This is a genomic window from Nonomuraea sp. NPDC049158 (genome assembly GCF_040648335.1).
GTDB lineage: Bacteria > Actinomycetota > Actinomycetes > Streptosporangiales > Streptosporangiaceae > Nonomuraea.
In genome coordinates this window covers 237,355-258,727 of the sequence record NZ_JBEZDM010000010.1, presented here as the reverse complement: position 1 = coordinate 258,727, position 21,373 = coordinate 237,355, and the positions used below count along the sequence as shown (strand labels likewise).

General features: G+C 70.3%; 19 protein-coding genes and 4 tRNA genes. 15 read left to right on the top strand and 8 right to left on the bottom strand.

Annotated elements, in window-relative coordinates:
- Positions 1 to 20: 20 nt before the first annotated feature.
- The 5 genes from AB0B61_RS23620 (at position 21) to AB0B61_RS23600 (ending at position 4,478) form a co-directional block, all read left to right on the top strand.
- Positions 21 to 1,361, top strand: a complete 1,341-nt coding sequence (locus AB0B61_RS23620; RefSeq protein WP_358435407.1) for a cation:proton antiporter — start codon at positions 21 to 23, stop codon at positions 1,359 to 1,361.
- A gap of 58 nt (positions 1,362 to 1,419) precedes the next feature.
- A complete protein-coding gene (locus AB0B61_RS23615; protein ID WP_358435404.1) occupies positions 1,420 to 2,109 on the top strand; it encodes a response regulator transcription factor in 690 nt (229 codons plus the stop codon).
- Complete coding sequence (locus AB0B61_RS23610; protein WP_358435401.1) at positions 2,106 to 3,380, top strand: HAMP domain-containing sensor histidine kinase; 1,275 nt, start codon at positions 2,106 to 2,108, stop codon at positions 3,378 to 3,380. The genes AB0B61_RS23615 and AB0B61_RS23610 overlap by 4 nt, the downstream gene beginning before the upstream one ends.
- Positions 3,381 to 3,617: 237 nt before the next feature.
- The gene (locus AB0B61_RS23605) at positions 3,618 to 3,794 is read left to right on the top strand and encodes a hypothetical protein (protein WP_358435398.1); all 177 of its coding nucleotides are present in this window, start codon (positions 3,618 to 3,620) and stop codon (positions 3,792 to 3,794) included.
- A gap of 459 nt (positions 3,795 to 4,253) precedes the next feature.
- Positions 4,254 to 4,478: a hypothetical protein gene (locus tag AB0B61_RS23600; protein WP_358435395.1), complete on the top strand. Its 225-nt coding sequence runs from the start codon at positions 4,254 to 4,256 to the stop codon at positions 4,476 to 4,478.
- Positions 4,479 to 4,719: 241 nt separating this feature from the next.
- Here AB0B61_RS23600 and AB0B61_RS23595 read toward each other — a convergent pair.
- Positions 4,720 to 4,794: transfer RNA gene (locus AB0B61_RS23595), tRNA-Val, on the bottom strand.
- A gap of 427 nt (positions 4,795 to 5,221) precedes the next feature.
- Between AB0B61_RS23595 and AB0B61_RS23590 the strand changes: the two genes are divergently transcribed.
- Positions 5,222 to 5,638, top strand: a complete 417-nt coding sequence (locus AB0B61_RS23590) for an SsgA family sporulation/cell division regulator (RefSeq protein WP_020547189.1) — start codon at positions 5,222 to 5,224, stop codon at positions 5,636 to 5,638.
- A 273-nt stretch (positions 5,639 to 5,911) separates the two neighbouring features.
- Here the strand turns inward: AB0B61_RS23590 and AB0B61_RS23585 are convergent, their stop codons facing one another.
- A complete protein-coding gene (locus AB0B61_RS23585; protein ID WP_358435393.1) occupies positions 5,912 to 6,571 on the bottom strand; it encodes a DUF305 domain-containing protein in 660 nt (219 codons plus the stop codon).
- Positions 6,572 to 6,607: 36 nt separating this feature from the next.
- Here AB0B61_RS23585 and AB0B61_RS23580 point away from each other — a divergent pair, with 36 nt between their 5' ends.
- Complete coding sequence (locus AB0B61_RS23580; RefSeq protein ID WP_358435390.1) at positions 6,608 to 7,960, top strand: hypothetical protein; 1,353 nt, start codon at positions 6,608 to 6,610, stop codon at positions 7,958 to 7,960.
- Here AB0B61_RS23580 and AB0B61_RS23575 read toward each other — a convergent pair.
- From AB0B61_RS23575 to AB0B61_RS23560, 4 genes are read right to left on the bottom strand one after another with little or no spacing between them, the layout of a single operon-like run.
- Complete coding sequence (locus tag AB0B61_RS23575) at positions 7,954 to 9,639, bottom strand: serine/threonine-protein kinase (RefSeq protein ID WP_358435388.1); 1,686 nt, start codon at positions 9,637 to 9,639, stop codon at positions 7,954 to 7,956. The genes AB0B61_RS23580 and AB0B61_RS23575 overlap by 7 nt on opposite strands.
- 4 nt (positions 9,640 to 9,643) lie before the next feature.
- Positions 9,644 to 10,474: an aminotransferase class IV gene (locus AB0B61_RS23570; RefSeq protein WP_358435386.1), complete on the bottom strand. Its 831-nt coding sequence runs from the start codon at positions 10,472 to 10,474 to the stop codon at positions 9,644 to 9,646.
- Positions 10,471 to 11,499: a chorismate-binding protein gene (locus AB0B61_RS23565; protein ID WP_358435383.1), complete on the bottom strand. Its 1,029-nt coding sequence runs from the start codon at positions 11,497 to 11,499 to the stop codon at positions 10,471 to 10,473. Before AB0B61_RS23565 ends, AB0B61_RS23570 begins: the two co-directional genes overlap by 4 nt.
- Complete coding sequence (locus tag AB0B61_RS23560) at positions 11,466 to 12,383, bottom strand: LysR family transcriptional regulator (protein WP_358435381.1); 918 nt, start codon at positions 12,381 to 12,383, stop codon at positions 11,466 to 11,468. Before AB0B61_RS23560 ends, AB0B61_RS23565 begins: the two co-directional genes overlap by 34 nt.
- A 58-nt stretch (positions 12,384 to 12,441) precedes the next feature.
- On the opposite strand from AB0B61_RS23560, the gene AB0B61_RS23555 reads away from it, so the two are divergent.
- The gene (locus AB0B61_RS23555) at positions 12,442 to 13,596 is read left to right on the top strand and encodes a Rid family hydrolase (RefSeq protein ID WP_358435378.1); all 1,155 of its coding nucleotides are present in this window, start codon (positions 12,442 to 12,444) and stop codon (positions 13,594 to 13,596) included.
- Positions 13,597 to 13,635: 39 nt separating this feature from the next.
- Here the strand turns inward: AB0B61_RS23555 and hutH are convergent, their stop codons facing one another.
- Together hutH and AB0B61_RS23545 are read right to left on the bottom strand one after the other, a co-directional pair.
- Complete coding sequence (hutH, locus tag AB0B61_RS23550) at positions 13,636 to 15,186, bottom strand: histidine ammonia-lyase (RefSeq protein WP_358435375.1); 1,551 nt, start codon at positions 15,184 to 15,186, stop codon at positions 13,636 to 13,638.
- A gap of 14 nt (positions 15,187 to 15,200) precedes the next feature.
- A complete protein-coding gene (locus AB0B61_RS23545; RefSeq protein WP_358435372.1) occupies positions 15,201 to 16,031 on the bottom strand; it encodes a helix-turn-helix transcriptional regulator in 831 nt (276 codons plus the stop codon).
- Positions 16,032 to 16,137: 106 nt separating this feature from the next.
- Here AB0B61_RS23545 and AB0B61_RS23540 point away from each other — a divergent pair, with 106 nt between their 5' ends.
- The 7 genes from AB0B61_RS23540 to AB0B61_RS23510 all read left to right on the top strand — a co-directional run bounded on the left by AB0B61_RS23540 (position 16,138) and on the right by AB0B61_RS23510 (position 21,348).
- On the top strand, positions 16,138 to 16,920 hold the full coding sequence (locus AB0B61_RS23540; protein WP_358435369.1) for an SDR family oxidoreductase: 783 nt from the start codon (positions 16,138 to 16,140) through the stop codon (positions 16,918 to 16,920).
- Between the two features lie 66 nt (positions 16,921 to 16,986).
- The gene (locus tag AB0B61_RS23535) at positions 16,987 to 17,535 is read left to right on the top strand and encodes a hypothetical protein (RefSeq protein WP_358435366.1); all 549 of its coding nucleotides are present in this window, start codon (positions 16,987 to 16,989) and stop codon (positions 17,533 to 17,535) included.
- 34 nt (positions 17,536 to 17,569) lie between these two features.
- A tRNA-Gly gene (locus tag AB0B61_RS23530) sits at positions 17,570 to 17,641 on the top strand.
- Between the two features lie 15 nt (positions 17,642 to 17,656).
- Positions 17,657 to 17,727 (top strand) — tRNA-Cys (locus AB0B61_RS23525).
- A 4-nt stretch (positions 17,728 to 17,731) separates the two neighbouring features.
- A tRNA-Val gene (locus AB0B61_RS23520) sits at positions 17,732 to 17,806 on the top strand.
- A gap of 176 nt (positions 17,807 to 17,982) precedes the next feature.
- Complete coding sequence (locus AB0B61_RS23515; RefSeq protein WP_358435363.1) at positions 17,983 to 18,429, top strand: hypothetical protein; 447 nt, start codon at positions 17,983 to 17,985, stop codon at positions 18,427 to 18,429.
- Between the two features lie 1,044 nt (positions 18,430 to 19,473).
- A complete protein-coding gene (locus AB0B61_RS23510; RefSeq protein ID WP_358435360.1) occupies positions 19,474 to 21,348 on the top strand; it encodes a glycoside hydrolase family 97 catalytic domain-containing protein in 1,875 nt (624 codons plus the stop codon).
- Positions 21,349 to 21,373 lie beyond the last annotated feature (25 nt).

The window sequence follows — 21,373 nt, the reverse complement described above, 5'->3', positions numbered from 1 at the left end:
ATTACGAGCGGAGGAATGGTATGCCCACGATGGCCCTGGTCGCCGGCGGCGACCCGAACCTCGAACTGATCCTCAAGGTGCTGCCCGCCCTGGTCGTCATCCTGCTGACCGCGGGCGTGTGCGGCCGGCTGGCGCTGATGGTCATGCAGCCGCGGGTCCTCGGCGAGATGGTGGCCGGCGTCCTGCTCGGCCCGACCCTGTTCGGCTGGCTGTTCCCGGAGGCTCAGGCCGCCCTGTTCCCCAAGGAGGTCCGGCCGGTCCTGTACGTGCTGAGCACCATCGGGCTGACGCTGTACATGTTCCTGGTCGGCGCCGGGCTGGACCACAGCGCGCGCTCGCCGGGCGAGATCCGCCGGGGCTCGCTGCTGGCCGTCTCGGGCATCCTGCCCTCCCTGCTCCTGGGCTCCTGCACCGGCCTGCTCCTGTGGGACGTGCTCTCCCGCCCGGACGTCAGCCGGTGGGAGTTCGCCCTGTTCGTCGGGGGCGCGCTGTCGCTGACCGCCTTCCCCATGCTGGCCAGAATCCTGTACGAGCGGAAGCTGGAGAACTCCCCGCTCGGCCGGCTCACCCTGATCGCGGCCTCCATCGACGACGCCCTGGCATGGTGCATCCTCGCGGTGCTGTCGGCGATCCACCTCGGCTCGGGCTCCGGCGGCGCCCTGCGCACCATCGGCCTGGCCACGGTCTTCGCGGTGGTGATGCTGACGGTGGTCGCCCGGCTGCTGCGTCCGTTGGGCCGCGGTCTCGCGCGAACCGGCCGGCTCGGTCCGGGCGCCATGTACGTCGTCATCCTCGTACCGCTCACGGCGGGCTGGCTCACCGACTGGATCGGTGTGTACGCGGTTTTCGGCGGCTTCATCGCCGGACTGGCCATGCCCCGCGACCCGGCCTTCCGTCAGGTGCTGCACGGCCGCATGATGGACGTCGTCTCGACGCTGCTGCTGCCGGTCTTCTTCACCTTCTCGGGGCTGAACACCCATCTCAACGGCATCGCCGGGGGCGCCATGCTGCTGGCGTTCGCGCTGATCCTGGTGGCGGGCTTCAGCGGGAAGTACTTCGGCTGCTCGCTGTCGATGAGGGCGATGGGGTTCGGCTGGCGCGAGTCGTACGCGGTGGGCGCGCTCATGAACGCGCGAGGGCTGATGATCCTCATCTTCATCAACATCGGCCTGGCACAGGGCATGATCACGCCGGAGCTGTTCGCCATGCTGGTGCTCGTGGCCGTCATCACGACCGCGGGCGCCCTGCCGCTCTACAAGCTGGCGCTGCCCGAACGTCTCGAGCAGGCCAGGAGAACCGACCCCGAACAGCCCCGCCCTCTGGAGGAGCAGACAGCCTCCGCCCAGCCCACCATTTCCTGAAATGTCAACACTTGTCGGGACCCTGGTAATTCTGCGGCGGTGATGCAACGGTTGATCCGTGGCTGGGACATCGAGCACGGCCGGCTCCCCCTCCCGCCGGCTGCTGCTCGTGGAGGATGACCGCGAGCTCGGGCACATGCTGGTGGACCTGTTCACCGATGAGGGGTACACGGTCGACCTGGCCCTGGAGGGGCAGCGTGGCCTGCACCTGGGCCTGAGCCGCGCCTACGACGCCATGATCGTCGACCGGGGCCTGCCGGTGGTCGACGGCATCGACCTGCTGCGGCGGCTGCGCCGGCGGGCCGTCACCGTGCCGGTGCTCGTCCTGACCGCCTTCGGCACGGTCGCCGACCGGGTCACCGGGCTCGACGCGGGCGCCGAGGACTACCTGGTCAAGCCCTTCGAGATCGACGAGCTGCTGGCCAGGGTACGGGCGCTGCACCGCAGGAACCTGGACCAGGCCGGCCTGCTGCCCATCGGCGCGGGCTGGCTGGATCCGGAGGCTCACACCGTACGGCTGCCGACCGGCGAGCAGGTGACCCTGTCCGGTCAGGAGGCGCGGCTGCTGCACGCGCTGGCGATCCGGCCCCGGCAGGTGCACACGCGCGCCTCGCTGCGGCAGCGGGTCTTCGACGGCGCCCGCACCGAGGCGATCGTGGACACCTACGTGTACTACCTGCGCGGCAAGCTGGGGGCGGGCATCGTCAGCACCGTACGAGGCGTGGGCTACCGCCTGGGTGAGCTGTGAGGGGGCAACTGGTCGCCGATCCGGGGCGGCCTCTGCTGAACCGGGCCCGCCGCCGGGTCACCGTGCAGGTGGCGGGGGCGATCTCGGTGGTGCTCGCGCTCTTCGGGATGATGGTCTACTGCGTCACCGTGGGCGACCAGAGCGCCTCCGCACGGCGTGACCTGGCCGCCGCCACGCAACACGGCTCCGTCGCGCACCCTCCCCCCTGCATGTGGCTGTTCGAGCTGCGTGACGGCACCGTACAGAGCTCCCCAGGGGCACCTGCGGCGCTCCCCCTGCGCGCCGCGCTGTACCTGGCCGCCGCCGGCGGCGAACCGCAGGTCACCCAGGCCGAGCTGGCCGGGCAGAGCTATCTCGTACGCACCGAGCGGCGCGGCGACGTGGCGGCCCAGGCGGTCATCGACCTTCGCTACCAGGCCGCCGAACGGCAACGCCTGCTGCGCACGATCGCCGCCGCCGAACTCGCCGGGCTGCTGGCCGCGCTGCTGATCGGCCAGGTCCTCGCCCGCCGGGCGATCGCGCCGCTGGGCGAGGCCCTGGCCCGCCAGCGCAGGTTCGCCGCCGACGTCAGCCACGAGCTGCGCACCCCGCTGACCCGCCTGCACACCCGCGCCCAGCTCGTGGCCCGCCAGCTGCGGCGCGGCACCGACCCGATCCTGGTCATCGACGAGGTCGACCAGCTGGTCACCGGCAGCCGCCAGCTGGGCGAGGTGGTCGAGGACCTGCTGGTGTCGGCCCAGTTCAGGCAGCCGCACCGGCCGTTCGTCCCCGTGGACCTGGCGGCGCTGGCCGAGGAACTGGCCGTGGCCGAGGCGGCCCGCGCGGCGGCGCACGGCGTGACGATCGAGGTGCACCGCCAGGGCCTCGACGCCCACCTCGTACGCGGTGCGCAGTCGGCCCTGCGCCGGGTGATCTCCGCGCTGCTGGACAACGCGCTCAACCACACGAGTGCGGGCGGGCACATCTGGGTGACGGTCGTCGGCGGCCCGGAGGTGGTGGAGCTCACGGTGCGGGACGACGGGGTGGGCCTGGATCCGGCCGACTCCGAGCGGCTGTTCACCCGGTTCGTCGGCCAGGGCTTCGGGCTGGGGCTGGCCCTCGTACGGGAGGTGGTGGACGGGCACGGCGGCACGATCACGGCGGACGGGCGGCTGGGCGCGGGCGCGGTGTTCACCGTCCGCCTCCCGGCCGACCCCGCCGTCCCGCACCACCCGGCGCCCAGGACCGAGCCCGCCGACCACGGGGCTCGGGAACCGGAGCGGCGCTTCTGATGTGCCGCGGCGGGCTCTCCCATGCCACCTTGGACGAACTGCCTGAGCACCTGAGCTTGCCAGCCCAACACGCGCTCTGCCCGGATCCTCACGGCCAAGCCGATGGAGGCCTCGCCGACCGGGCTCAGGCGTTTCAGCACGTCCGGGGAGGTACGGACCTGAGCGATCAGCCACCAGTCGCTGTCGGCCGTACACCGCTCCAGCGGGATGTCGGTGCCGAACCCGGTGACGCCCACCATGAGCAGGCGACGCTTGTCCTGCTCGATGCCGAGCGTGGCGGTCTTGGCGGCGATCCGGCGCGGCATCCGGAAACGACGCCGGATCGTCCGGGTCGACTTCAACGGTCCGGTCGAACAGCCGGGTGGCGGCAGCGACCTGACGGGCGCCGCCGACCGGCCGGGCGAAGTCGGCTGACATCGAGGAGAACCAGCCCTGTCGACGGGCCGAGTGCTTGGCCGCCCGCTCCAGCAGCACCCGCTCACGGCGCGACACGCTGCCGTCCAGAGCCCGCAGCACCAGGTCGGCCACGTCCTCGGGCCGGTATCGACGATCCAGCGAGCCGTGCAGCTCCACCAGGACTTCCCGGCGTGCTGGAACGCGGCCGCCGGCCTCGCGAAACTCCATGATCCCATCATTCACGTCCGCGCCACCTCGCCTCAAACGATTTGCCGGGCGCGCGGGCCGAACCCGATGTCCGCCAAGCCCTGACCGTATGACCGGAGGTCGTCCGCCACCGGTTCCAGCGATTCGGCAAGCCACTCTCATGACCAGGAAAGGTGGCCGGGTCGTTCCAGGGCGGATCACGACAAGGCTGAAAACCTCCCCGTGGGAGATGCAGTGACCCGCAGTCCGATCACCACACGGAGGTGCGCCATGACGACCAACGCCAATCTCGACAAGCTGCTCGACAAGGCATTCGAGAAGTACGAGCTGGAGAAGCTGCCCGCCGCCCCGGTGAGCGCGCTCGCCGGGGTGAGCGACGCCGACGCCGAGTCGCTGGCCAAGGCGTTCAACATCAAGACCATCGGCGATCTCGGCCGCAACAAGCACTTCCGCGCCGCGGTTGCCATCGTCAACCTCGTCGACGCCGCCAAGTAGCAGCGCGCCGTGAAGACGCCCTGTCCATCTTGGGCGTGGGCGGGGCGTCTCGGCCCACAGGGGGTCTCGGTTCACCGAAGGCGTCTCGGGCTCACCGGGTCGGTGTCCACATCCGGTCACCCGTGATCGTCGGCCACCATCCGCTGACCGTGCGGCGCTACGTCTTAAGCGCTGCCGGGGCACGCATGAGAAGAGGCCCGCTCCTCATGACGAGTAGCGAGCCTCTGACCTGCGACGAGCGTGGTGGGCGATACTGGGATCGAACCAGTGACCTCTTCGGTGTGAACGAAGCGCTCTCCCGCTGAGCTAATCGCCCGCCCTGCGGCCCCTTGCGGCGCCGACGGGAAAACCATACCGCACTCCGGGACCTGGTGGCGAAGCGGCGGGAGGCACGGAGGGTGATTCGGGGAAAGGGTGCGGTTGCCCATCGGCGTGACGGCTCGTTGGCATACCATCGTCGTGTTCCGGTAGGTGCCGATCGTGATCTTTTCTCAAGGAACGTTCTTGGTAGGCCCCCCGGAACAGGCTCCACGAACACGCAAAACCCTTGTAAATACGACCCGATTGATGCCGTTTAGCCAGGTAGATGCCTAAATGTCCAGCTGTGATGTGCGTTACAGAAGGGCCTAGGAGCGGAATCTTTCCTACAGGTTTCTTCGTTCCGCGTGATAGCTCAGGACGAAGTCCGTCAGAGCAGTGATAGCCCCGAAGAGGGGACCTTCGACGAAAAGGTTTGGCTGACGATGAACAGCACCACCGTCTCCGCCGAGCTTGGCCTTCGGCTTGTGGTCCCCGACCGTACTACCGTCCCCCTGCTCGCCGGACTGAGTTACACGGCCGACGACCCGTACGCCATCCGCATGGCCTTCCACGTAGGGAACGACGAACCGGTCGAGTGGATCTTTGCCCGTGAGTTGCTGACAGTTGGCATCGTGAGACGCGTCGGCGACGGCGACGTGCAGGTATGGCCCGCACGCGCCGACGGCGAACGCACCCTGCACATCAGTTTGACCTCGCCGTTCGGCCAGGCACTGTTCGAGGTGCCGCTGGCGCCGCTGACCGAGTTCCTCCACCGCACCTACGAGAAGGTGCCCGCCGGTCGCGAGACCGACTTCATGGATCTCGACGCCGAACTCACCAATATGCTCTGGCCGAGCTGACTTCTTTTCGATCTTTTACGGCCGGCACGGTGAGCCCCAGGCGCCGCACAGGGCTGGGGTCTGTCCAGGGGCACGCTCCTCCAGTGGAGGTGGCCTGGCGCCGTTACGTGCGCATTCTTGACCCCGGTCCGGGGATTGGGCCGGGGTCTGATCATTAGGCGGGGGTCTGGTGAACCTGAGCCGCCGCACGCCCGAGGTCCGCGCCATTGCCGACATGACCATAGGCCGACATGACCATTGACGGTATGTCTGGTTCCTGATGGTTTGCTGGGATTATTGGGTGATCTCCGCCAGCGCCGCTTTCATTCTCGTAATCTCGATGCTCTGGCCCGAGTAGACGTCTCTCGCCATGCGCCTCATCGGCTGGTCCGTGCCGGCGGAGAGCTCTTCGCCGGCCATCTTCAGGGCGCCCCCGTGGTGTCTGACCATGAGTTGCAGGAACAGGCGGTCGAAGGCGGCCGCGCGGGCCGCCCGCAGGGCGTTCATCTCCTCCAGGGTGGCCATGCCGTAGCCCTCGGGGCCGTGAGCGTGGTCGTCGGGGACCGGGCGGCCGAGGGAGGCGAGCCAGGAGGACATGACGGTGATCTCGGGGCGCTGCGCACTGGCGATCTGCTCGGCGAAGCGGCGTACGGCCGGTGTCGTCGTACGGTCCTTGACCAGGCCGGTCATCTCCAGCGCCTGCCGGTGGTGCGGGATCATCCCCTCGGCGAAGCGGACGTCGGCGGCGGTCGGGGCGGGCGGCGGCCGGCCCAGGCGTTCGCCGGGCGTGGCCGTGCGCGCAGGGGTGCCGGGGCCCTGTGGGACGATCACCGGAGCGTCGGTGCCGATCGCGGACGGCTGCTCCGCCTCCTGGGCGCACGCCGACAGCACGGGCAGCACGAGTGCCGCCAGGACTGCGAGAATGAGCGCACGCGATCGGGACCTTTCTGACATAGCTTCCATAGTGACCCAGGAACGAGAGGGAAGTGCGTGATCTTCGGAAAGGTACGGGTGGCGGCGGCGTGCGCGGCGCTCCTGCTGGTGGCCGCGTGCAGCACCGGTCCGCGAGGTGAGGAACCCTCCGGAGACGGGGGCGAGCCCCTCACCACCGCCCAGCCGACCGGTGACGCGAAGACGAGCCCGAACGTCAAGCAGGTCGCCCACGTGCCCCGCACGGCTCCGCTCAACGGCGCCATGGACTGGAACACCGACCTGGCCTTCCAGGGCGACTACGCGTACGTGGGCAACTTCGGCGGGTTCTCGATCTACGACATCAGCGACCCGACCAAGCCCAAGACCGTCAGCCAGGTGGCCTGCCCGGCGCAGCAGAACGACGTCTCGATCTACGGCGACCTGCTGATCCTGTCGATCGACGAGCCGCGCAGCGACGAGAGCTGCGCCTCCACGACGAAGAGCCAGGCCTGGGAAGGGCTGCGGATCTTCGACGTCAGCGACAAGAAGAACCCGAAGTACGTCTCGGCCGTCGCGACCGACTGCGGCTCGCACACGCACACGATGATCCCCGACGGGGAGACGCTGTACGTGTACGTGTCCTCGCCCGGCCCCGAGCCGGAGTCGGACACCTGCCCGCCGCCGCACGAACTCCTCCAGGTCGTGGAGATCCCCACCAAAGACCCCAAGGCCGCCAAGGTCGTGGCAAGGCCGAACTTCTTCCCGGACCGCGAGGAGACGGGCGCCGGGTGCCACGACATCACGGCGTACCCGGAGAAGAAGCTGGCCGCGGCCGCCTGCTTCGGCGACGGCGTGCTGCTCGACATCTCCGACCCGGTCAATCCGAAGCTGCTCCAGCGGATACGCGACGAGGAGAACTTCCAGCTCTGGCATTCGGCGACGTTCAACAACGACGCGACCAAGGTGGTGTTCAGCGACGAGCTGGGCGGCGGCTCCGCGCCGACCTGCGACCGGGACACACCGCGGACCAAGGGCGCGGACGCGATCTACGACCTCACCAACGGGCAACTGGAGCGGCGCGGCTACTTCAAGATCCCGCGCGAGCAGGAGCAGGACGAGAACTGCGTCGCCCACAACGGCTCACTCCTCCCGGTGCCGGGCAAGGACATCATGGTCCAGTCCTGGTATCAGGGCGGCGTGTCGATCTGGGACTTCACCGACTCCGCGAACGCCAAGGAGATCGGCTACTTCGATCCGCCCCCGTTCGACGGCGTCGCGGGGTCCTGGTCGGCCTACTACTACAACGGCTACATCTACTCCAGTGACATCCGGGGCGGCCTGGACGTCATCGAGATCAAGGATCCGCTGACCGACCCGGCCAAGCAGGTCAAGATGGACGACTTCAACGTCCAGACCCAGAAGTCCTACTGAGGTGCCGTGATGGTCCCCGCCCGCCAGTTGCTGTAGGTGGTGGCGAAGGAGGAGGCCAGCCGGATGTTGGCGTTGAGCGCGCGCCAGGACAGGTCGAAGAAGACCGGCCTGTCGCGCGGGTCCAGCTTCAGCTTCCAGGTGAGCTGGGTGTCGGCGAGATCGTCGACGGTCCACCCGCCGGTGATCTCCGAGATCTTGTCCTGCAGGGCCCGCGGGCCCTTGCTGGTCACCAGGGAGCCGGAGTAGGACCGCCCCTCCGCGCTGATCCGCGGCGTCAGGCTGATCACGTCGAGCAGGGCGCCGATCCCCGCGGTCACAGGGAGCATCTCGGCGAAGTAGAGCGCCTCCGACGCCTCCTTGCCCTTCACCGGCTTGCCGTCCAGGAAGACCGCCGGGGTGTCGGAGCTCTCTATGACGACCACCTGCCGGCTGTCGCCGACCGACTGGACCCGCATGTCGAAGTCCGTGGTGGTGCCATCGCTCGCGCCGAACACGAGCTGGCCTCGGGCCTCGCCGGCGTACGCGCTCTCGCTCAGGCCACCCGAGTAGGTGAAGTCGGCCAGCGGCGTCACGATGGTCGCCGCCTCCACGGCCGCGACCAGCTCCGCGCGCTTGGCCGGCGGCGGGGGGACCATGGACTCGGTCGCGCCGGTGGTCGTCGATGACGGTGTGCCGGTGGCGGCGGCCGGTGTGACGGGTGCGCGGCCGGCCGCCCGCTCCCAGAGCAGCACCCCGCTGACCAGCAGCGCCGTCGCCGCGAGGCCCGCCCCGGCCAGCATCTTCCTGCGCGCCATCAGCGCCCGCGCGGTGCCGAAGGGCGACGGCGGCCCGGCCACCAAGGTGTCGGCCGCCGCCAGCGCCCCCTGCTCGAGCACGTCGGCCTCTTCCGAGCGCCGCTCCTCGCCGAGCAGCTCCAGCAGGATGCCGCGCGCCGTGGGACGGGCCGCGGGGTCCTTGTCCAGGCAGCGCGCGACGATCCCGCGCAGCGGCTCGGCCAGATCGCCCAGGTCGGGCTCGCCCTGCAGAATCCGGTAGGCGACCGCGGCGATCGTGTCCCCGCCGAACGGCGCCTGCCCGGTGGCCGCGTACGCCATCGTGGAGCCCCAGGCGAACACGTCGGCCGGCGCCCCGACGGGCCCGTCGCCGAACTGCTCGGGCGCCATGTAGCGAGGCGTCCCGGCCAGCCCGCTCTTGGTCGCGGTGAGCCCGGCGAGCCGGGCGATGCCGAAGTCGATGACCCTCGGCCCGTCCTGGGCCATCAGCACGTTGCCCGGCTTGAAGTCGCGGTGCACCACGCCCGCCCGGTGGATGGCGGTCAGCGCGGTGACCGTGCCGATGGCCAGGCGGGTGAGGGGCGTGCCGCGCAGGGGCGCGACCTCCTCCAAAGAGGGGCCGTCGATGTACTCGCTCACGACGTAGGGCGGGTCGTGGTCGAGGTCGGCGGTGATCACCCGGGCCGTGCAGAACTCGGCGACCTGCCTGGCCGCGGCGAGCTCCCGCTGCGCCGTGCGATCGACGCCGCCCGCCATGCCGCCCGCCATCACCTTGATCGCCACTCGCTCGCCACCCGGCTTCTCGGCCAGGTAGACAACGCCCTGCCCGCCCTGCCCGAGCCGGCCCACGATCAGATAGCCGCCGAGCCGCAGCGGGTCGCCCGGCCGGGGTGTATCGACGGCCATCCGCTCAGGGGTTGAGGTCGGCGGCGGCGTGCTCGGCGAAGATCCGCATCGCCTTCGCGGTGATCGGCCCCGGCGCCACCGGCAGCTCGGTCTCGTCGACGAGCCTGATCGGCTGGATGTCGCGGGTGGTGGAGGTCAGGAACGCCTCCTCGGCGGTGTAGAGGGCCGACAGCGGTACGTCGATCTCCTCGCCGCCGCACCATTGGAGCACCAGCGCCCTGGTGACGCCGGCCAGGCAGCCGGAGGCGAGGGTCGGGGTGAGCAGCCGCCCGTCGCGGACGATGAAGATGTTGGAGCCGGTGCCCTCGCACAGGTTGCCGGCGAGGTTGCCGAAGATGGCCTCGCCGCCACCGCGCGCCTTGGCGTGGGCCAGGGCCTTGGCGTTGTCGCCGTAGGAGGTGCTCTTGACGCCGGCCAGGGCGCCGTTCTCGTTGCGCGGCCAGGGGACGACGGTGACGTTGGCGGTGCCGGGGAACGGCTTCTGCTCGTCGACGATCACGATCGAGGTGGTGCCCTGGTCACCGCGGTCGGAGCCGAGCGGGCCCGGGCCGCTGGTGTAGGTGATGCGGATGCGGCCGAGCGGCCAGTCGGGGGCGGCGGCCAGGCACTTGCCGACGCCGTCCTCGATGGCCCCGAGGTCGGGCTCGGGCAGGTCCATGCGCTGGGCCGACAGCGCGAGCCGGTCGAGGTGCCTGGTCAGCGCGAACGCCCCACCGTGCACGATCTTGATGGTCTCGAAGACTCCGTCGCCGACCATCAGCCCATGGTCGAACACCGAGACGGTCGCCTGCGCGGGGTCGATCAGTTCCCCGTTGACCCAGACAGGGGTGGTCATCTATTTCCTCCTGAGGATGCCAGTGCGATGAGCCTGGACGCCTTCAGCTCGGTCTCGAGCCATTCACGCCGGGGATCGCTGCCCCAGGTTATGCCCGCGCCCGTGCCGAAGCGGATCTCGCCTGCTTCGATCCAGAACGTACGGATGCCCACGGCCAGCGCCGCCCGTCGACGGTCGGCGTCGACCCAGCCCACGGCCCCACAGTACGGCCCGCGCGGCTCCGGTTCGAGCTCATTGATGATGCGCAACGCGGACGACTTGGGCGCGCCGGTGACCGAACCGGGCGGGAAGGTCGCCGCGAACAGCTCCGGCCAGCCGGCTCCCGGCGCCAGCCTGGCCCGTACGGTCGACACCAGATGGACCAGCCCGGGATGCTCCTCGACGGCGCAGAGCGACGGCACCTCGACGGAGCCGACGGCGGCGATCCGGCCGAGGTCGTTGCGGACCAGGTCGACGATCATGACGTTCTCAGCGTAGTCCTTCTCCAGCAGGTCGTCCGCTGTCGCGCCGGTACCCTTGATCGGTCTTGACTCGATCAAGTCCCCCTCGCGCGACAGATACAGCTCGGGCGAGGCCGACACCACGCTCAATCCGGGCACCTGGACGACGGCCGCGTAGGGGGCCGGGTTGCCGGTGGCCAGGCGGGCGGCCAGGGCCAGCGGGTCGGCGTCGTGGGGCAGCGGCGCGGTCAGGACGCGGCAGAGGTTGGCCTGGTAGACCTCGCCCCGCTCGATGTAGTCGCGGATGGTCTGGACCCCGCGCTCGTAGGCGGCCTGGTCGAGGGAGCTGTGCCACCGGTCGGGGGCGGGGCCGTGCCACGGGGTGCTGGGGGTGGGCAGGGGCGCCCGGCGAACGTGGTCGAAGCGGGCGCACGTCACCTTTCCCTCTTTGTCGACGCCCTCGTAGTCGACCACCACCGCCCACCAGCCGTCGCCGTCGAGCGCGGCCAGGTCGGTCGTCAGGTCGCGCAGGCCGGTGGCGAGGAGGTTGCCTACGGAGGCGAAGCCGTCGTACACACCTGCCATTCTCCCAGCAATCGGACGAACTCCCGCGCGGACGGCAGCGGCACCTCGGGCAGGGCCGCGTACACCTTGCGCGCCGGCACCAATCCCCTCAGGGGCCGCAACACCAGATCGGCGGGTACGGCCCGGGCCGCGAGCTCCGGCACCAGCGTCACCCCGAGCCCGGCGGCGACGCAGCCGAACTTGCCCGTCCATTCGGCCACCCGCAGCCCGCTGCGCGGGGTGAACCCGGCGGCGGCGCAGGCGGTGACCAGCAGCGTCGGCTGCCCGCGCGGCGCGGCCTCGATCCACGTCTCGTCGGCCAGGTCGCGCAGGTCCACCTCGGGCTCGGCGGCCAGCCGGTGCGCGCGCGGCAGCGCCACCAGCAGCCGGTCCTCGCGCAGCGGCACGATCCGGCCGCCGTCGGCGGGCAGCCCGGCGGGATAGTCGCTGATCACCGCGACGTCCAGCGCGCCCGCCTGCAGCCGCTCCCTCAGCCGCGTCGTCAGCCCCTCGACCAGCCGCAGCCCGACCTCCGGCCGGCGCTCGGCGAACCGCTTGAGCGTCACGGGCACGAGATCGACGTTGGCCGTGGCGAACGCGCCGACCCGCAGCGTGCCGCCGCTGCCGCCGTGGATCGCGGTCAGCTCCTCGCACGCACGGTCGAGCCGGTCGAGCACCGCGACGGCGTGCCGGTGCAGCGCCACGCCCGCCGGTGTCAGCCGTACGCCCCTGGCCAGCCGTTCGAAGAGCGGCCCGCCGGTGGCCCGTTCAAGGGCGGCGATGCGCCGCGAGACGGCCGACTGGGTGTATCCGAGCAGCTCGGCGGCGGCGGTGAACGACCCGCTCTTGGCCACCTCGTCGAAGAGGCGGAGCGCGACGGTGTCGAAGGCATTCATGTCTGTCATGGCTGGCATGCAATCTAGTCGGTGGTGGAATGCCTCGCATGTCAGTTAACTGGGGAACGTGATTGCATTTCTCGGACAGGGACGCATGGGCGTCCCCATGGCCCGGCGGCTCAGCGAGGCCGGGCATCAGGTGACGACATGGCGGCGCGGGACCGGTGTCCCGGTCGCCGCGGCGGTCGACGGGGCGGAGCTGGTCATCACGATGCTGCGTGACCCGGCCGCCGTACGCGAGGTGCTGGCGGCCGCGCTGCCGGGGCTGCGGCCGGACGCGACGGTGGTGGAGATGTCCACGATCGGCCCGGAGGCGGTGCGGGAGCTGCGCGCGCTGCTGCCCGCCTCCGTCAAGCTGGTGGACGCGCCCGTCCTGGGCAGCGTCGCTCCCGCGGCCGACGGCACGCTGACCGTGCTGGCGGGCGGTGATCTGGCGGGCGTGCGCGACGTGCTGGCGGTGTTCGGCACGGTGCGCGAGTGCGGGCCGCCGGGGGCGGGCGCGGCGATGAAACTCGCCGTCATGAGCGCCCTCGTGCCGGCGCAGGTGCTGCTGGCGGAGACGTACGCGTACGGGGAGGCGCACGGGGTGGACCGTGACGCCCTGGCCGAGGTGCTGTCGGGCACCCCGCTGGGCGTCCTGGCCGAACGCCTGCGTACGCCCGCCCCCGAGACCCGCTACGCGCTCGGCCTGGCGGCCAAGGACCTGACGCTGGCGGCCTGGCCGTCCGCCACCCTGGCCACCGCGGCCCGCGCACGCCTGCAGGAGGCCGAGGCGGCCGGGCTCGGCGACCACGACGTGACGGCGATCGCCGCCCACGTCGGCGGGCGGCCCGCGCACCGGGCCGTGCCGATCAACCCCGCGACCGTGCCGGCCACGAACGGCTTCTACTCCCATGCCGTACGGGTGGGCGACATGCTGTACGTCTCCGGGCAGGCGGCCTTCGACTCCAGCGGGCAGCTCGTCGGGGAGGGGGACATGGCGGCGCAGGCCGAGCATGTGTTCCAGTGCCTGGGGCGGATTCTCGCCGATCAGGGGGCGGGGTTCGAGGACGTGGCGTTCCTCCGGACGTACCTGACGAACATGGACGATCGGGTGGCGTACGGGCAGGTGCGCCGCAAGTACTTCCCGGGGACACCGCCCGCGAGCACGACGGTGGAGGTGTCGAAGCTGTTCATGCCGGGGCTGCTGCTGGAGATGGACGCGATCGTCGCGCTGCCGTAGCGCGGTGATGGCGGCTGGGAACCGAAATATGGCGAAAAATTACGCCAGACGGCCCGTGACGGACTCGGCGGCGGCGACCACGCCGCCGTCGGCGACCAGGCGGACGGCGTACTCGATCTCCGGCGCCAGGAAGCGGTCGGGGCCGGGCCCCGGGACGGTCTCGCGCAGCGCCTTGACCACCGCGCCGGTGGCGGGTGCCGGCTCCAGCGGGGCGCGCAGGTCGAGGGCGCGGGCGGCGGTGAGCACTTCGACGGCCAGCACCCGGGTGAGGCCGTCGACCGACTTGCGCAGCTTGCGGGCCGCCGACCAGCCCATCGAGACGTGGTCCTCCTGCATGGCGGAGCTGGGGATGGAGTCCACGCTGGCGGGTGCGGCGAGCCGCTTGAGCTCGGAGACGATGGCCGCCTGGGTGTACTGGGCGATCATGTGGCCGGAGTCGACACCGGGGTCGTCGGCCAGGAACGCCGGCAGGCCGTGGTTGCGCGCCACGTCCAGGAAGCGATCGGTACGGCGTTCGGACATCGAGGCCAGGTCGGCGGCGACGATGGCCAGGAAGTCCAGCACGTAGGCGACGGGGGCGCCGTGGAAGTTGCCGTTGGACTCGACGCGGCCGTCGGAGAGCACGGCGGGGTTGTCCACGGCGCTGGCCAGCTCCCAGGTGGCCACGTTCGCGGCGTGGGCGATCGTGTCGCGGGCGGCTCCGGCCACCTGGGGGGCGCAGCGCAGGGAGTAGGCGTCCTGGACGCGGGTGCAGGCGGCCGGATCGCGGTGGCTCGCCATGATGCCCGAGTTATCCAGAATTTTCGTCATATTGGCGGCGGAGAGCGCCTGGCCGGGCTGCGGCCGGAGCGCCTGCAGCTCGGGGGCGAAGACGCGGTCGGTGCCCAGCAACCCCTCGACGCTCATCGCGGCGCTGACGTCGGCGGTCCTGACGAGCTTGGTCAGGTCATCGATGGCCAGGATGAGCATGCCGAGCATGCCGTCCGTGCCGTTGATGAGCGCGAGGCCCTCCTTTGCGGCCAGCTCGACGGGCTCGATGCCCGCCTGCTTGAGCGCCTCTTCCGCTGCGGTGATATTTCCGGACTCATCCCGTACGACGCCCTCGCCCATCAGCGTGAGCGCCACGTGCGCCAGCGGCGCCAGATCGCCCGAGCAGCCGAGGCTGCCGTACTCGTGCACGACCGGCGTGATGCCCGCGCTGATGAGCGCGGCCAGCGTCTTCGCTGTGGTCGGCCGGATGCCGGTGTGACCGGTGGCCAGCGTGTGCAGGCGCAGCAGCATGAGCGCGCGCACCACCTCGGTCTCGACCTCGGGACCGTTGCCCGCGGCGTGGCTGCGGACCAGCGAGCGCTGGAGCTGGGCGCGCAGAGCCGGGTCGATGTGCCGCGTGGCCAGGGCCCCGAACCCGGTCGAGATCCCATAGGCGGGCACCGGGCTCTCGGCCAGCTCGTCGACCAGTTGCCGGGCCGCGGAGATCGCGGCGACGGCGTCGTCGGTGAGCTGTACGGGGGCGCCGTGACGGGCTACCCGGATGACGTCGTCGAAGGTGAGGGGCTCTGGACCGACGTTCACGACTCCGTTGTCGCGCATGATGACTCTCCCGCTTAGGTAACCGGCGTATGTGATGTTAGCTCCTTACCGGCGAACGCAGCGGCCTGCCCCTCCCCGCCCTCGCCACTGGAGAACCGGGCGGCCCGCCCGTCCCTGGCCTCATCACCAGAGAACCGGTTGGCCAGCCCTTCCCTGACCTCGCCACCGGAGAACAGGGCGACCAGCCCTTCTCTCCCCTCGTCGGTCAGCACCACTGCCCGGGGAACGGTGCCCTGCCGGTACCAGCCGCGCTCGAGCAGCGCCCCGGTCACCGCCGCGCCGAGAGCCCCGCCGAGGTGGGCCCGGCGCTCGGTCCAGTCCAGGCATTCCGGGGCGAACCGCCGCCTGGCCTTCCGTACCCCCGCGACATCCACCCCGAGCCCCGCCAGCAGCCGCTCCCCCTTGTCCGTGACCTCCTGGTTCACCAGGAAACCGCCCTGGACCAGCTGGTCGAACAGCGCCACACCGGCCCGCCCGGCCAGATGGTCGTAGCACGTACGCGCCTCCTCGAGCTGCTTGGCCTGGCGCGACTGGCGCAGGGACCGGATGGGCGGCCGGGTACTCACCCTGGCGAGCACCTCGAGCACCTCGGCGACCTCATGGCCGGCCAGGCGGTAATAGCGGTGGCGGCCCTGCCGTACGACGTCGACGAGCCGCCCGTCGAGCAGGCGGGACAGATGCGCGCTCGCGGTGGCCGCGCTCACGCCGGAGAGCCTGGCGAGCTCCCCGGCGGCCAGCGCGCGACCGCCCAGCAGCGCGGTGAGGATGGCCGCCCTGGTGGGATCGGCTATGAGCGCCGCGACGGGCGCGATGTCGGAGTCCTGGGCGATGTATTCGGCGGCCATACTTGACGTTAACCCACGGACATTTCGCCGGCCGTCGAAGCATCGCCCCCTTCGGCCGCACCCGGCACCCGGTTAGGCTGCGGGTGAGCCTAACCAGGGGGTCCCGTTGGCAGTCCCGTCGGCAGCAGAAACCGGCGTCTCGGCAGGAGAAGCCGGCGTCGCGCTCGTCACTGGAGCGTCCCGCGGTCTGGGCGCCGTGATCGCCCGCAGGTTAGGCGCCGACGGCCATACCGTGGCCGTCAACTACTACTCCGAACACGAGAACGCCCACCGGGTGGCCGCCGACATCCGCGCCGCCGGCGGATCCGCGGAGGCGTTCGCGGGGGACGTCACCGACGAGGCCGCGACGGCCGAACTGGTCGCCCAGGTCACCGACCGGCTGGGCCCCGTGGACGTGCTGGTCCTCAACGCGACGGGCCCTCAGCCGAAGGTCGCGTTCGAGGATCTCACCTGGCAGACGCACCTGGACCAGCTCCACTTCTTCGTCAAGAGCCCCACGCTCCTCATCCAGGCGGCCCTGCCGGGCATGAAGGCACGGGGCCGGGGCCGCGTGATCCAGATCGGCTCGGACATCGTGGACCGCGCCCTACCCGGCATGTCCGCCTACATCGCCGCAAAGGCCGCCCAGCACGAGCTCACCCGGGCGTGGGCACGCGAGCTGGGCCCGTACGGCGTCACGGTGAACCTCGTCGCGCCCGGCTTCATCCCCGTCGAACGGCACGCCGAGATCGGCGCTGAGGAACTGGCGGCGTACCGGGCGCACGTCCCGCTCGGCCGGACGGGCACGCCTGACGACGTGGCGGGCGCGGTGTCCTTCCTGGCCTCGGAGGCGGCGGCGTTCGTCACCGGCGAACGCATCACCGTCAACGGCGGCCACACCATCGGCTGACCCGAACCCCGAGACGCAACCACGCTTAGACGCCGCCCCAACCATTCCACGACCACGATCGACCCCATGACAGACAACGCCACCAGCCCCGCTCAGGTCGCGGCCGAAGCGACAGACAGCCCCGCGCTCGTCATCACCGAACCAGTGGCGGACAACCCCGCACTTCTCATCGCCGAAGCCGTCGACCGATGCCTCACCATCGCCGAGACCTGGCTCGCCTGGGACGGCAACCCCATCGTGACCGACGGGGCCAACCTGTGGACCCCGGCGAAAGCCGTACGCCGCATCCAGGACCACCTCATCGACCACCTCGCCGAAGTCGAGGCGCTCCTGGCCGGCGCCACCCCGCAGGACGACCACTGGCACGGCCGGATGGTGACGCTGGAGGCCGACTGGGCCCGCTTCACGGAGCTGGACCTGGCCGAGGCCCGTTCTCGCTGGACCCGCCTGGGCCAGTCCTACGTGAACCGCTACACCACGGTCCCAGACGCCTGGGACCGGCCGCACTCCCCCAACTGGACCCTGCGCGAGATCGCCGAGCACGTGTCCGGGATCACCTGGTACGCCGAACAGGTGGGAACCCTCCGGTTTGGGGACTCGGCCAGGATTCGCTAGAGTTCTCTCGTCGCCGCACACCAGCGGAGACGACGCGGAAGTGGCTCAGTGGTAGAGCATCACCTTGCCAAGGTGAGGGTCGCGGGTTCGAATCCCGTCTTCCGCTCGGAGCTTCCGGCTCGGTGGAGTGGCCGAGAGGCGAGGCAACGGCCTGCAAAGCCGTCTACACGGGTTCAAATCCCGTCTCCACCTCCCAGGACGATTAGCTCAGCGGGAGAGCACTTCCCTGACACGGAAGGGGTCACTGGTTCAATCCCAGTATCGTCCACCATGCTCCATGGCAGACCTGCTCACGCAGGAGCCATAGCCCCAGCTCACGGCATCTTCTGAGAGTCTGGGGCTTCTTGTTGTTCCCGGTTGTTCATGGTTGTTGTCAGTGCTGGCGCCGACGTTGTGCCGCACCGGGCCCCGCTGGCTCATAGCGGCGAGGGAAGCATAGGTGTCCGGATGACAGAGCAGATGGCAAAGATCGAATCGCGTTGTGATGGTTGCGGGGGCACCTTGGTCCGCCAGGTGAACCAGTTCATCCACCGCGACCAGCTGTGGTGGGATGCCGAGTTCTCCTGCGCGTCCTGCGGTGCTGCGGGGTGTGAGCACTCAGGCCCAGGCCAGGCGCCGGAGAATGTCCGCAGCGCCCTGCTGGCAGAGCATGGGCCGAGCCGGCTGTGTGTGGTCGGTCCGGTGTCGAGCCTGGCCTCGGTCGTGAAGGTTGTGCGGGAGGTCTCGCAGGTGTCGCTTCCCCAAGCTCGTGAACTGGCCGACAAGCTCACTGACACCGGCTTGGTCGGGACGTTGGCGGAGATGGAGCTTCTGAGGACCCGCCTGCGAAGCCGTGGCGTCACAGCCGAGGTGAGGCCCGATGTCGGCGCGGAGGGTAGGCCAATCCCTTCATAGCCGGTCTTTGATCAGCTCAGCGATCGTGATGCGGGGCGGGCGAACGGCTGGACGGGCCTGCGTGTCACCAGATCCGCAACGGCTCAAGGGACCGCATCCGCGCCGCCAAGGACACCGGCCTGCGCAACCTGCCCCCGCACGACTTCACCCAGAACCAGATCTGGCCCGCGAACTGCTCGCATGGTCCTGGGCCAGCCAGATCCTTACTGCCCTGGCACGCCTGCACGCCTTGCCCGCACCAATATGACCAGCACCAACCCGCCCCACGACCAGGAAAGGAAACCCCGCGGGCCCGTGGAACCCCGCCCACCCCGCGCGACAGCCGGGCATCCACGCTGACCACAGCGAGAAAAACATTTATGCCTGCCCTAAATATGGCGATTTGCACGATCGCTGGGACGCGTTATCCTGGATCTCACCTCTCATTGCCGCAGCATGGCCATGGTCATGCGATTTGGCAATGCGCGGATCATGATGTACTCGGGCACCGAGAGGCCCGACTCTAGAGAGCCAATAGCAGCGACTTCCAGCGCTTCCACGAGATTACTCAGTACGACCGCGGCCCCGGCTCTCAGCTGCACTGACCCTAGGCGAGTAGGGTCGAGGTCGGCTGAGAGTTCGCCGCGTCTCCGACCTCGATCCGTTGGACCGAAGTGAGGAGAAATGAGCGGCCGTCCCCTGCGGGTCACAATCTGCGTGACCTTTATCGTCCTGATCTCGCTGGTCATAGGCGAGTTTGCTTTCATTGTCGCCCGGTGCGTGAATCTGCCGTAGAGGGCGCCGCCGTCCTCACGTACTCGACCCGCAGAGCGGGGATCGTGATCCGGATCGTCGGCCGTCAAGGGAGTCCTCGGATAGGTCGGCGTCGTCGAACTTGTACGGGGGGCGAACTGGAGCCGTAGGCGGGCCCAGTCCTCGGGCGTCGCCCCGAACTTCGCACTGCTGACACGCGGGAGACAGGTCCGATCTTGGCCCTGGTCAAACAGACCTGCACGGGTTACCATCCGGGAACACATCCGATGTATGTGGCCCTCAGGAGCTGTCATGCCGACCGCCACACCGATACGTCTGTGCGCCGCCCTCCTCCTGTGCCTCTGCCTCCTGCCCGCCCTGCCCGCCTCTGCCGCCTCAGCCACAAGCTGGAAGGTCTCCGCCTTCCCCGGTGGCCCGGCGGCGGAGCTCTCGCTCGACCCCCAGGCGGGCACCCTCACCTTCGCCGCGACGCGCCGCGGCGTCCGGGTCCTGGAGCCGAGCCCGGTCGGCATCGTCACCGAACGGGCCGACCTGTCCCAGGGATTGCGCTTGCTGCATCGCCGCGACCGGCTGGTGACCGAGCACTACACCACCACGGTGGGCAAGCGGCTCAAGCGGTCGGCGCTCATGCGCGAGGCGACGTTCGCCTTCGCGAACGCCGCCGGCGACCGGCTCGACCTGGTCGTCAGGGTCGCGCGGGACGGCGTCGCCTACAGGTACCGGTTGCCGGCCGACCATGGTCCCGTCCTGCGCGAGACGTCCGCGTACACGCTGCCCCAGAACGCCACCGCCTGGCTCGCCCTGCACCGGCGCGACTACGAGAACCCGTTCGTCCAGTACACGGCGCTGACCGCGCCCGCGGCCGACTTCATGGTGCCCGCGCTGTTCGAGACCGGCGGCGACTACCTCCTGATCACCGAGTCCGGCCTCGACGGCGGCTACTCCGGGCCGCGGCTGGCGCACGAGGAGGGCACCGGCACCTACAGTCTGCGGCTTTGGGATGAAAGGGTGCAGGCCAGCGAGTCCCCATGGCGGGTGCTGATCGCCGGGGATCTGGCCACGGTCACCGAGTCCACGCTGGTGGACGACCTCGCGCCCCATTCCCGGGTCCGTGACACCTCGTGGATCGCGCCGGGCCAGGTGCTGTGGACCTGGCTCGCGGGCGGCAGGGAGGCGGGGCAGAGCCTGGAGAAGCAGCAGGCGTTCGTCGACTACGCCTCGGCGCGCGGCTGGCCGTACGTGGCCGTGGACGCCGGGTGGTACTTCCTGAAGGACCAATGGGACGTCACCGACCCGAACTGGCCGACCACCAGCTGGATGCCGAAGCTCGTGGAGTACGGGCGGGCCAAGGGCGTGGGGATCGTGGTCTGGATCCACTTCCGCGATCTGGACACACCGGAGGAACGCGCCCTGTGGCTGCCCACCCTGAACCGCTGGGGCGTGCGCGGCGTCAAGATCGACTTCATGGACTCCGAGTCACAGGAGCGGCTGCGCTGGTACGACGAGATCCTCCCGGCGACCGCGGCGAACCGGCTCCTGGTCAACTTCCACGGCTCGACCATCCCCAAGGGCATCCACCGCACCTGGCCGCAGGTGATGACGATGGAGGGCGTGCACGGCGGCGAGAAGCGCACGCTCACCACCGCCCACATCACCACCCTGCCCTTCACCAGGAACGTCGTCGGCTCGATGGACTACACACCCATGGCCTTCCACCGGGCGGGCCGGCCCACCTCCGACGCGCACGAGCTGGGCTTGGCGGTGACGTACGAGTCCGGTCTGCAGGATCTGGCGGGCACCGTCGAGTCCTACCAGGCCAGGCCGGAGGCCGAACGCTTCCTCGAGCAAGTGCCCACCGCCTGGGACGAGACGCGGCTGCTGTCCGGCCGCCCGGCCGACCACGTGGTGCTGGCCCGCCGGAGCGGCGACCGCTGGTTCGTGGGGGCCGGGATCTCGGGCGCGGCGCGCACGCTCGACGTGCCGCTGAGCATGCTGCGCGGACGGTGGCTGGTCGAGGTCGTCCGTGACGGCCAGAGCGGCCTGGTACGCGAGAGCCATGTGGTCGACGGGCCCCGCGGCCGGCTGTCGGTGCCGGTGCCCGCCGAGGGCGGATACGCCGCCATCGCCTGCCGCTGGCATCCCCGGATCACGACCTGTGACCGCTAGACCTCCGATCAGCATTCCCCCCATA

Coding starts and splice junctions, on each gene's coding strand:
- AB0B61_RS23570 (WP_358435386.1), bottom strand. CDS start 10,474: ATGACCACCCCTGTCTGGGTCAACGGGGAACTGATCGACCCCGCGCAG.
- AB0B61_RS23545 (WP_358435372.1), bottom strand. CDS start 16,031: ATGGCCGCCGAATACATCGCCCAGGACTCCGACATCGCGCCCGTCGCG.
- AB0B61_RS23515 (WP_358435363.1), top strand. CDS start 17,983: ATGACAGAGCAGATGGCAAAGATCGAATCGCGTTGTGATGGTTGCGGG.
- AB0B61_RS23605 (WP_358435398.1), top strand. CDS start 3,618: ATGAGCAGGCGACGCTTGTCCTGCTCGATGCCGAGCGTGGCGGTCTTG.
- AB0B61_RS23565 (WP_358435383.1), bottom strand. CDS start 11,499: ATGGCAGGTGTGTACGACGGCTTCGCCTCCGTAGGCAACCTCCTCGCC.
- AB0B61_RS23575 (WP_358435388.1), bottom strand. CDS start 9,639: ATGGCCGTCGATACACCCCGGCCGGGCGACCCGCTGCGGCTCGGCGGC.
- AB0B61_RS23620 (WP_358435407.1), top strand. CDS start 21: ATGCCCACGATGGCCCTGGTCGCCGGCGGCGACCCGAACCTCGAACTG.
- AB0B61_RS23510 (WP_358435360.1), top strand. CDS start 19,474: ATGCCGACCGCCACACCGATACGTCTGTGCGCCGCCCTCCTCCTGTGC.
- hutH (WP_358435375.1), bottom strand. CDS start 15,186: ATGCGCGACAACGGAGTCGTGAACGTCGGTCCAGAGCCCCTCACCTTC.
- AB0B61_RS23560 (WP_358435381.1), bottom strand. CDS start 12,383: ATGACAGACATGAATGCCTTCGACACCGTCGCGCTCCGCCTCTTCGAC.
- AB0B61_RS23600 (WP_358435395.1), top strand. CDS start 4,254: ATGACGACCAACGCCAATCTCGACAAGCTGCTCGACAAGGCATTCGAG.
- AB0B61_RS23590 (WP_020547189.1), top strand. CDS start 5,222: ATGAACAGCACCACCGTCTCCGCCGAGCTTGGCCTTCGGCTTGTGGTC.
- AB0B61_RS23535 (WP_358435366.1), top strand. CDS start 16,987: ATGACAGACAACGCCACCAGCCCCGCTCAGGTCGCGGCCGAAGCGACA.
- AB0B61_RS23585 (WP_358435393.1), bottom strand. CDS start 6,571: ATGTCAGAAAGGTCCCGATCGCGTGCGCTCATTCTCGCAGTCCTGGCG.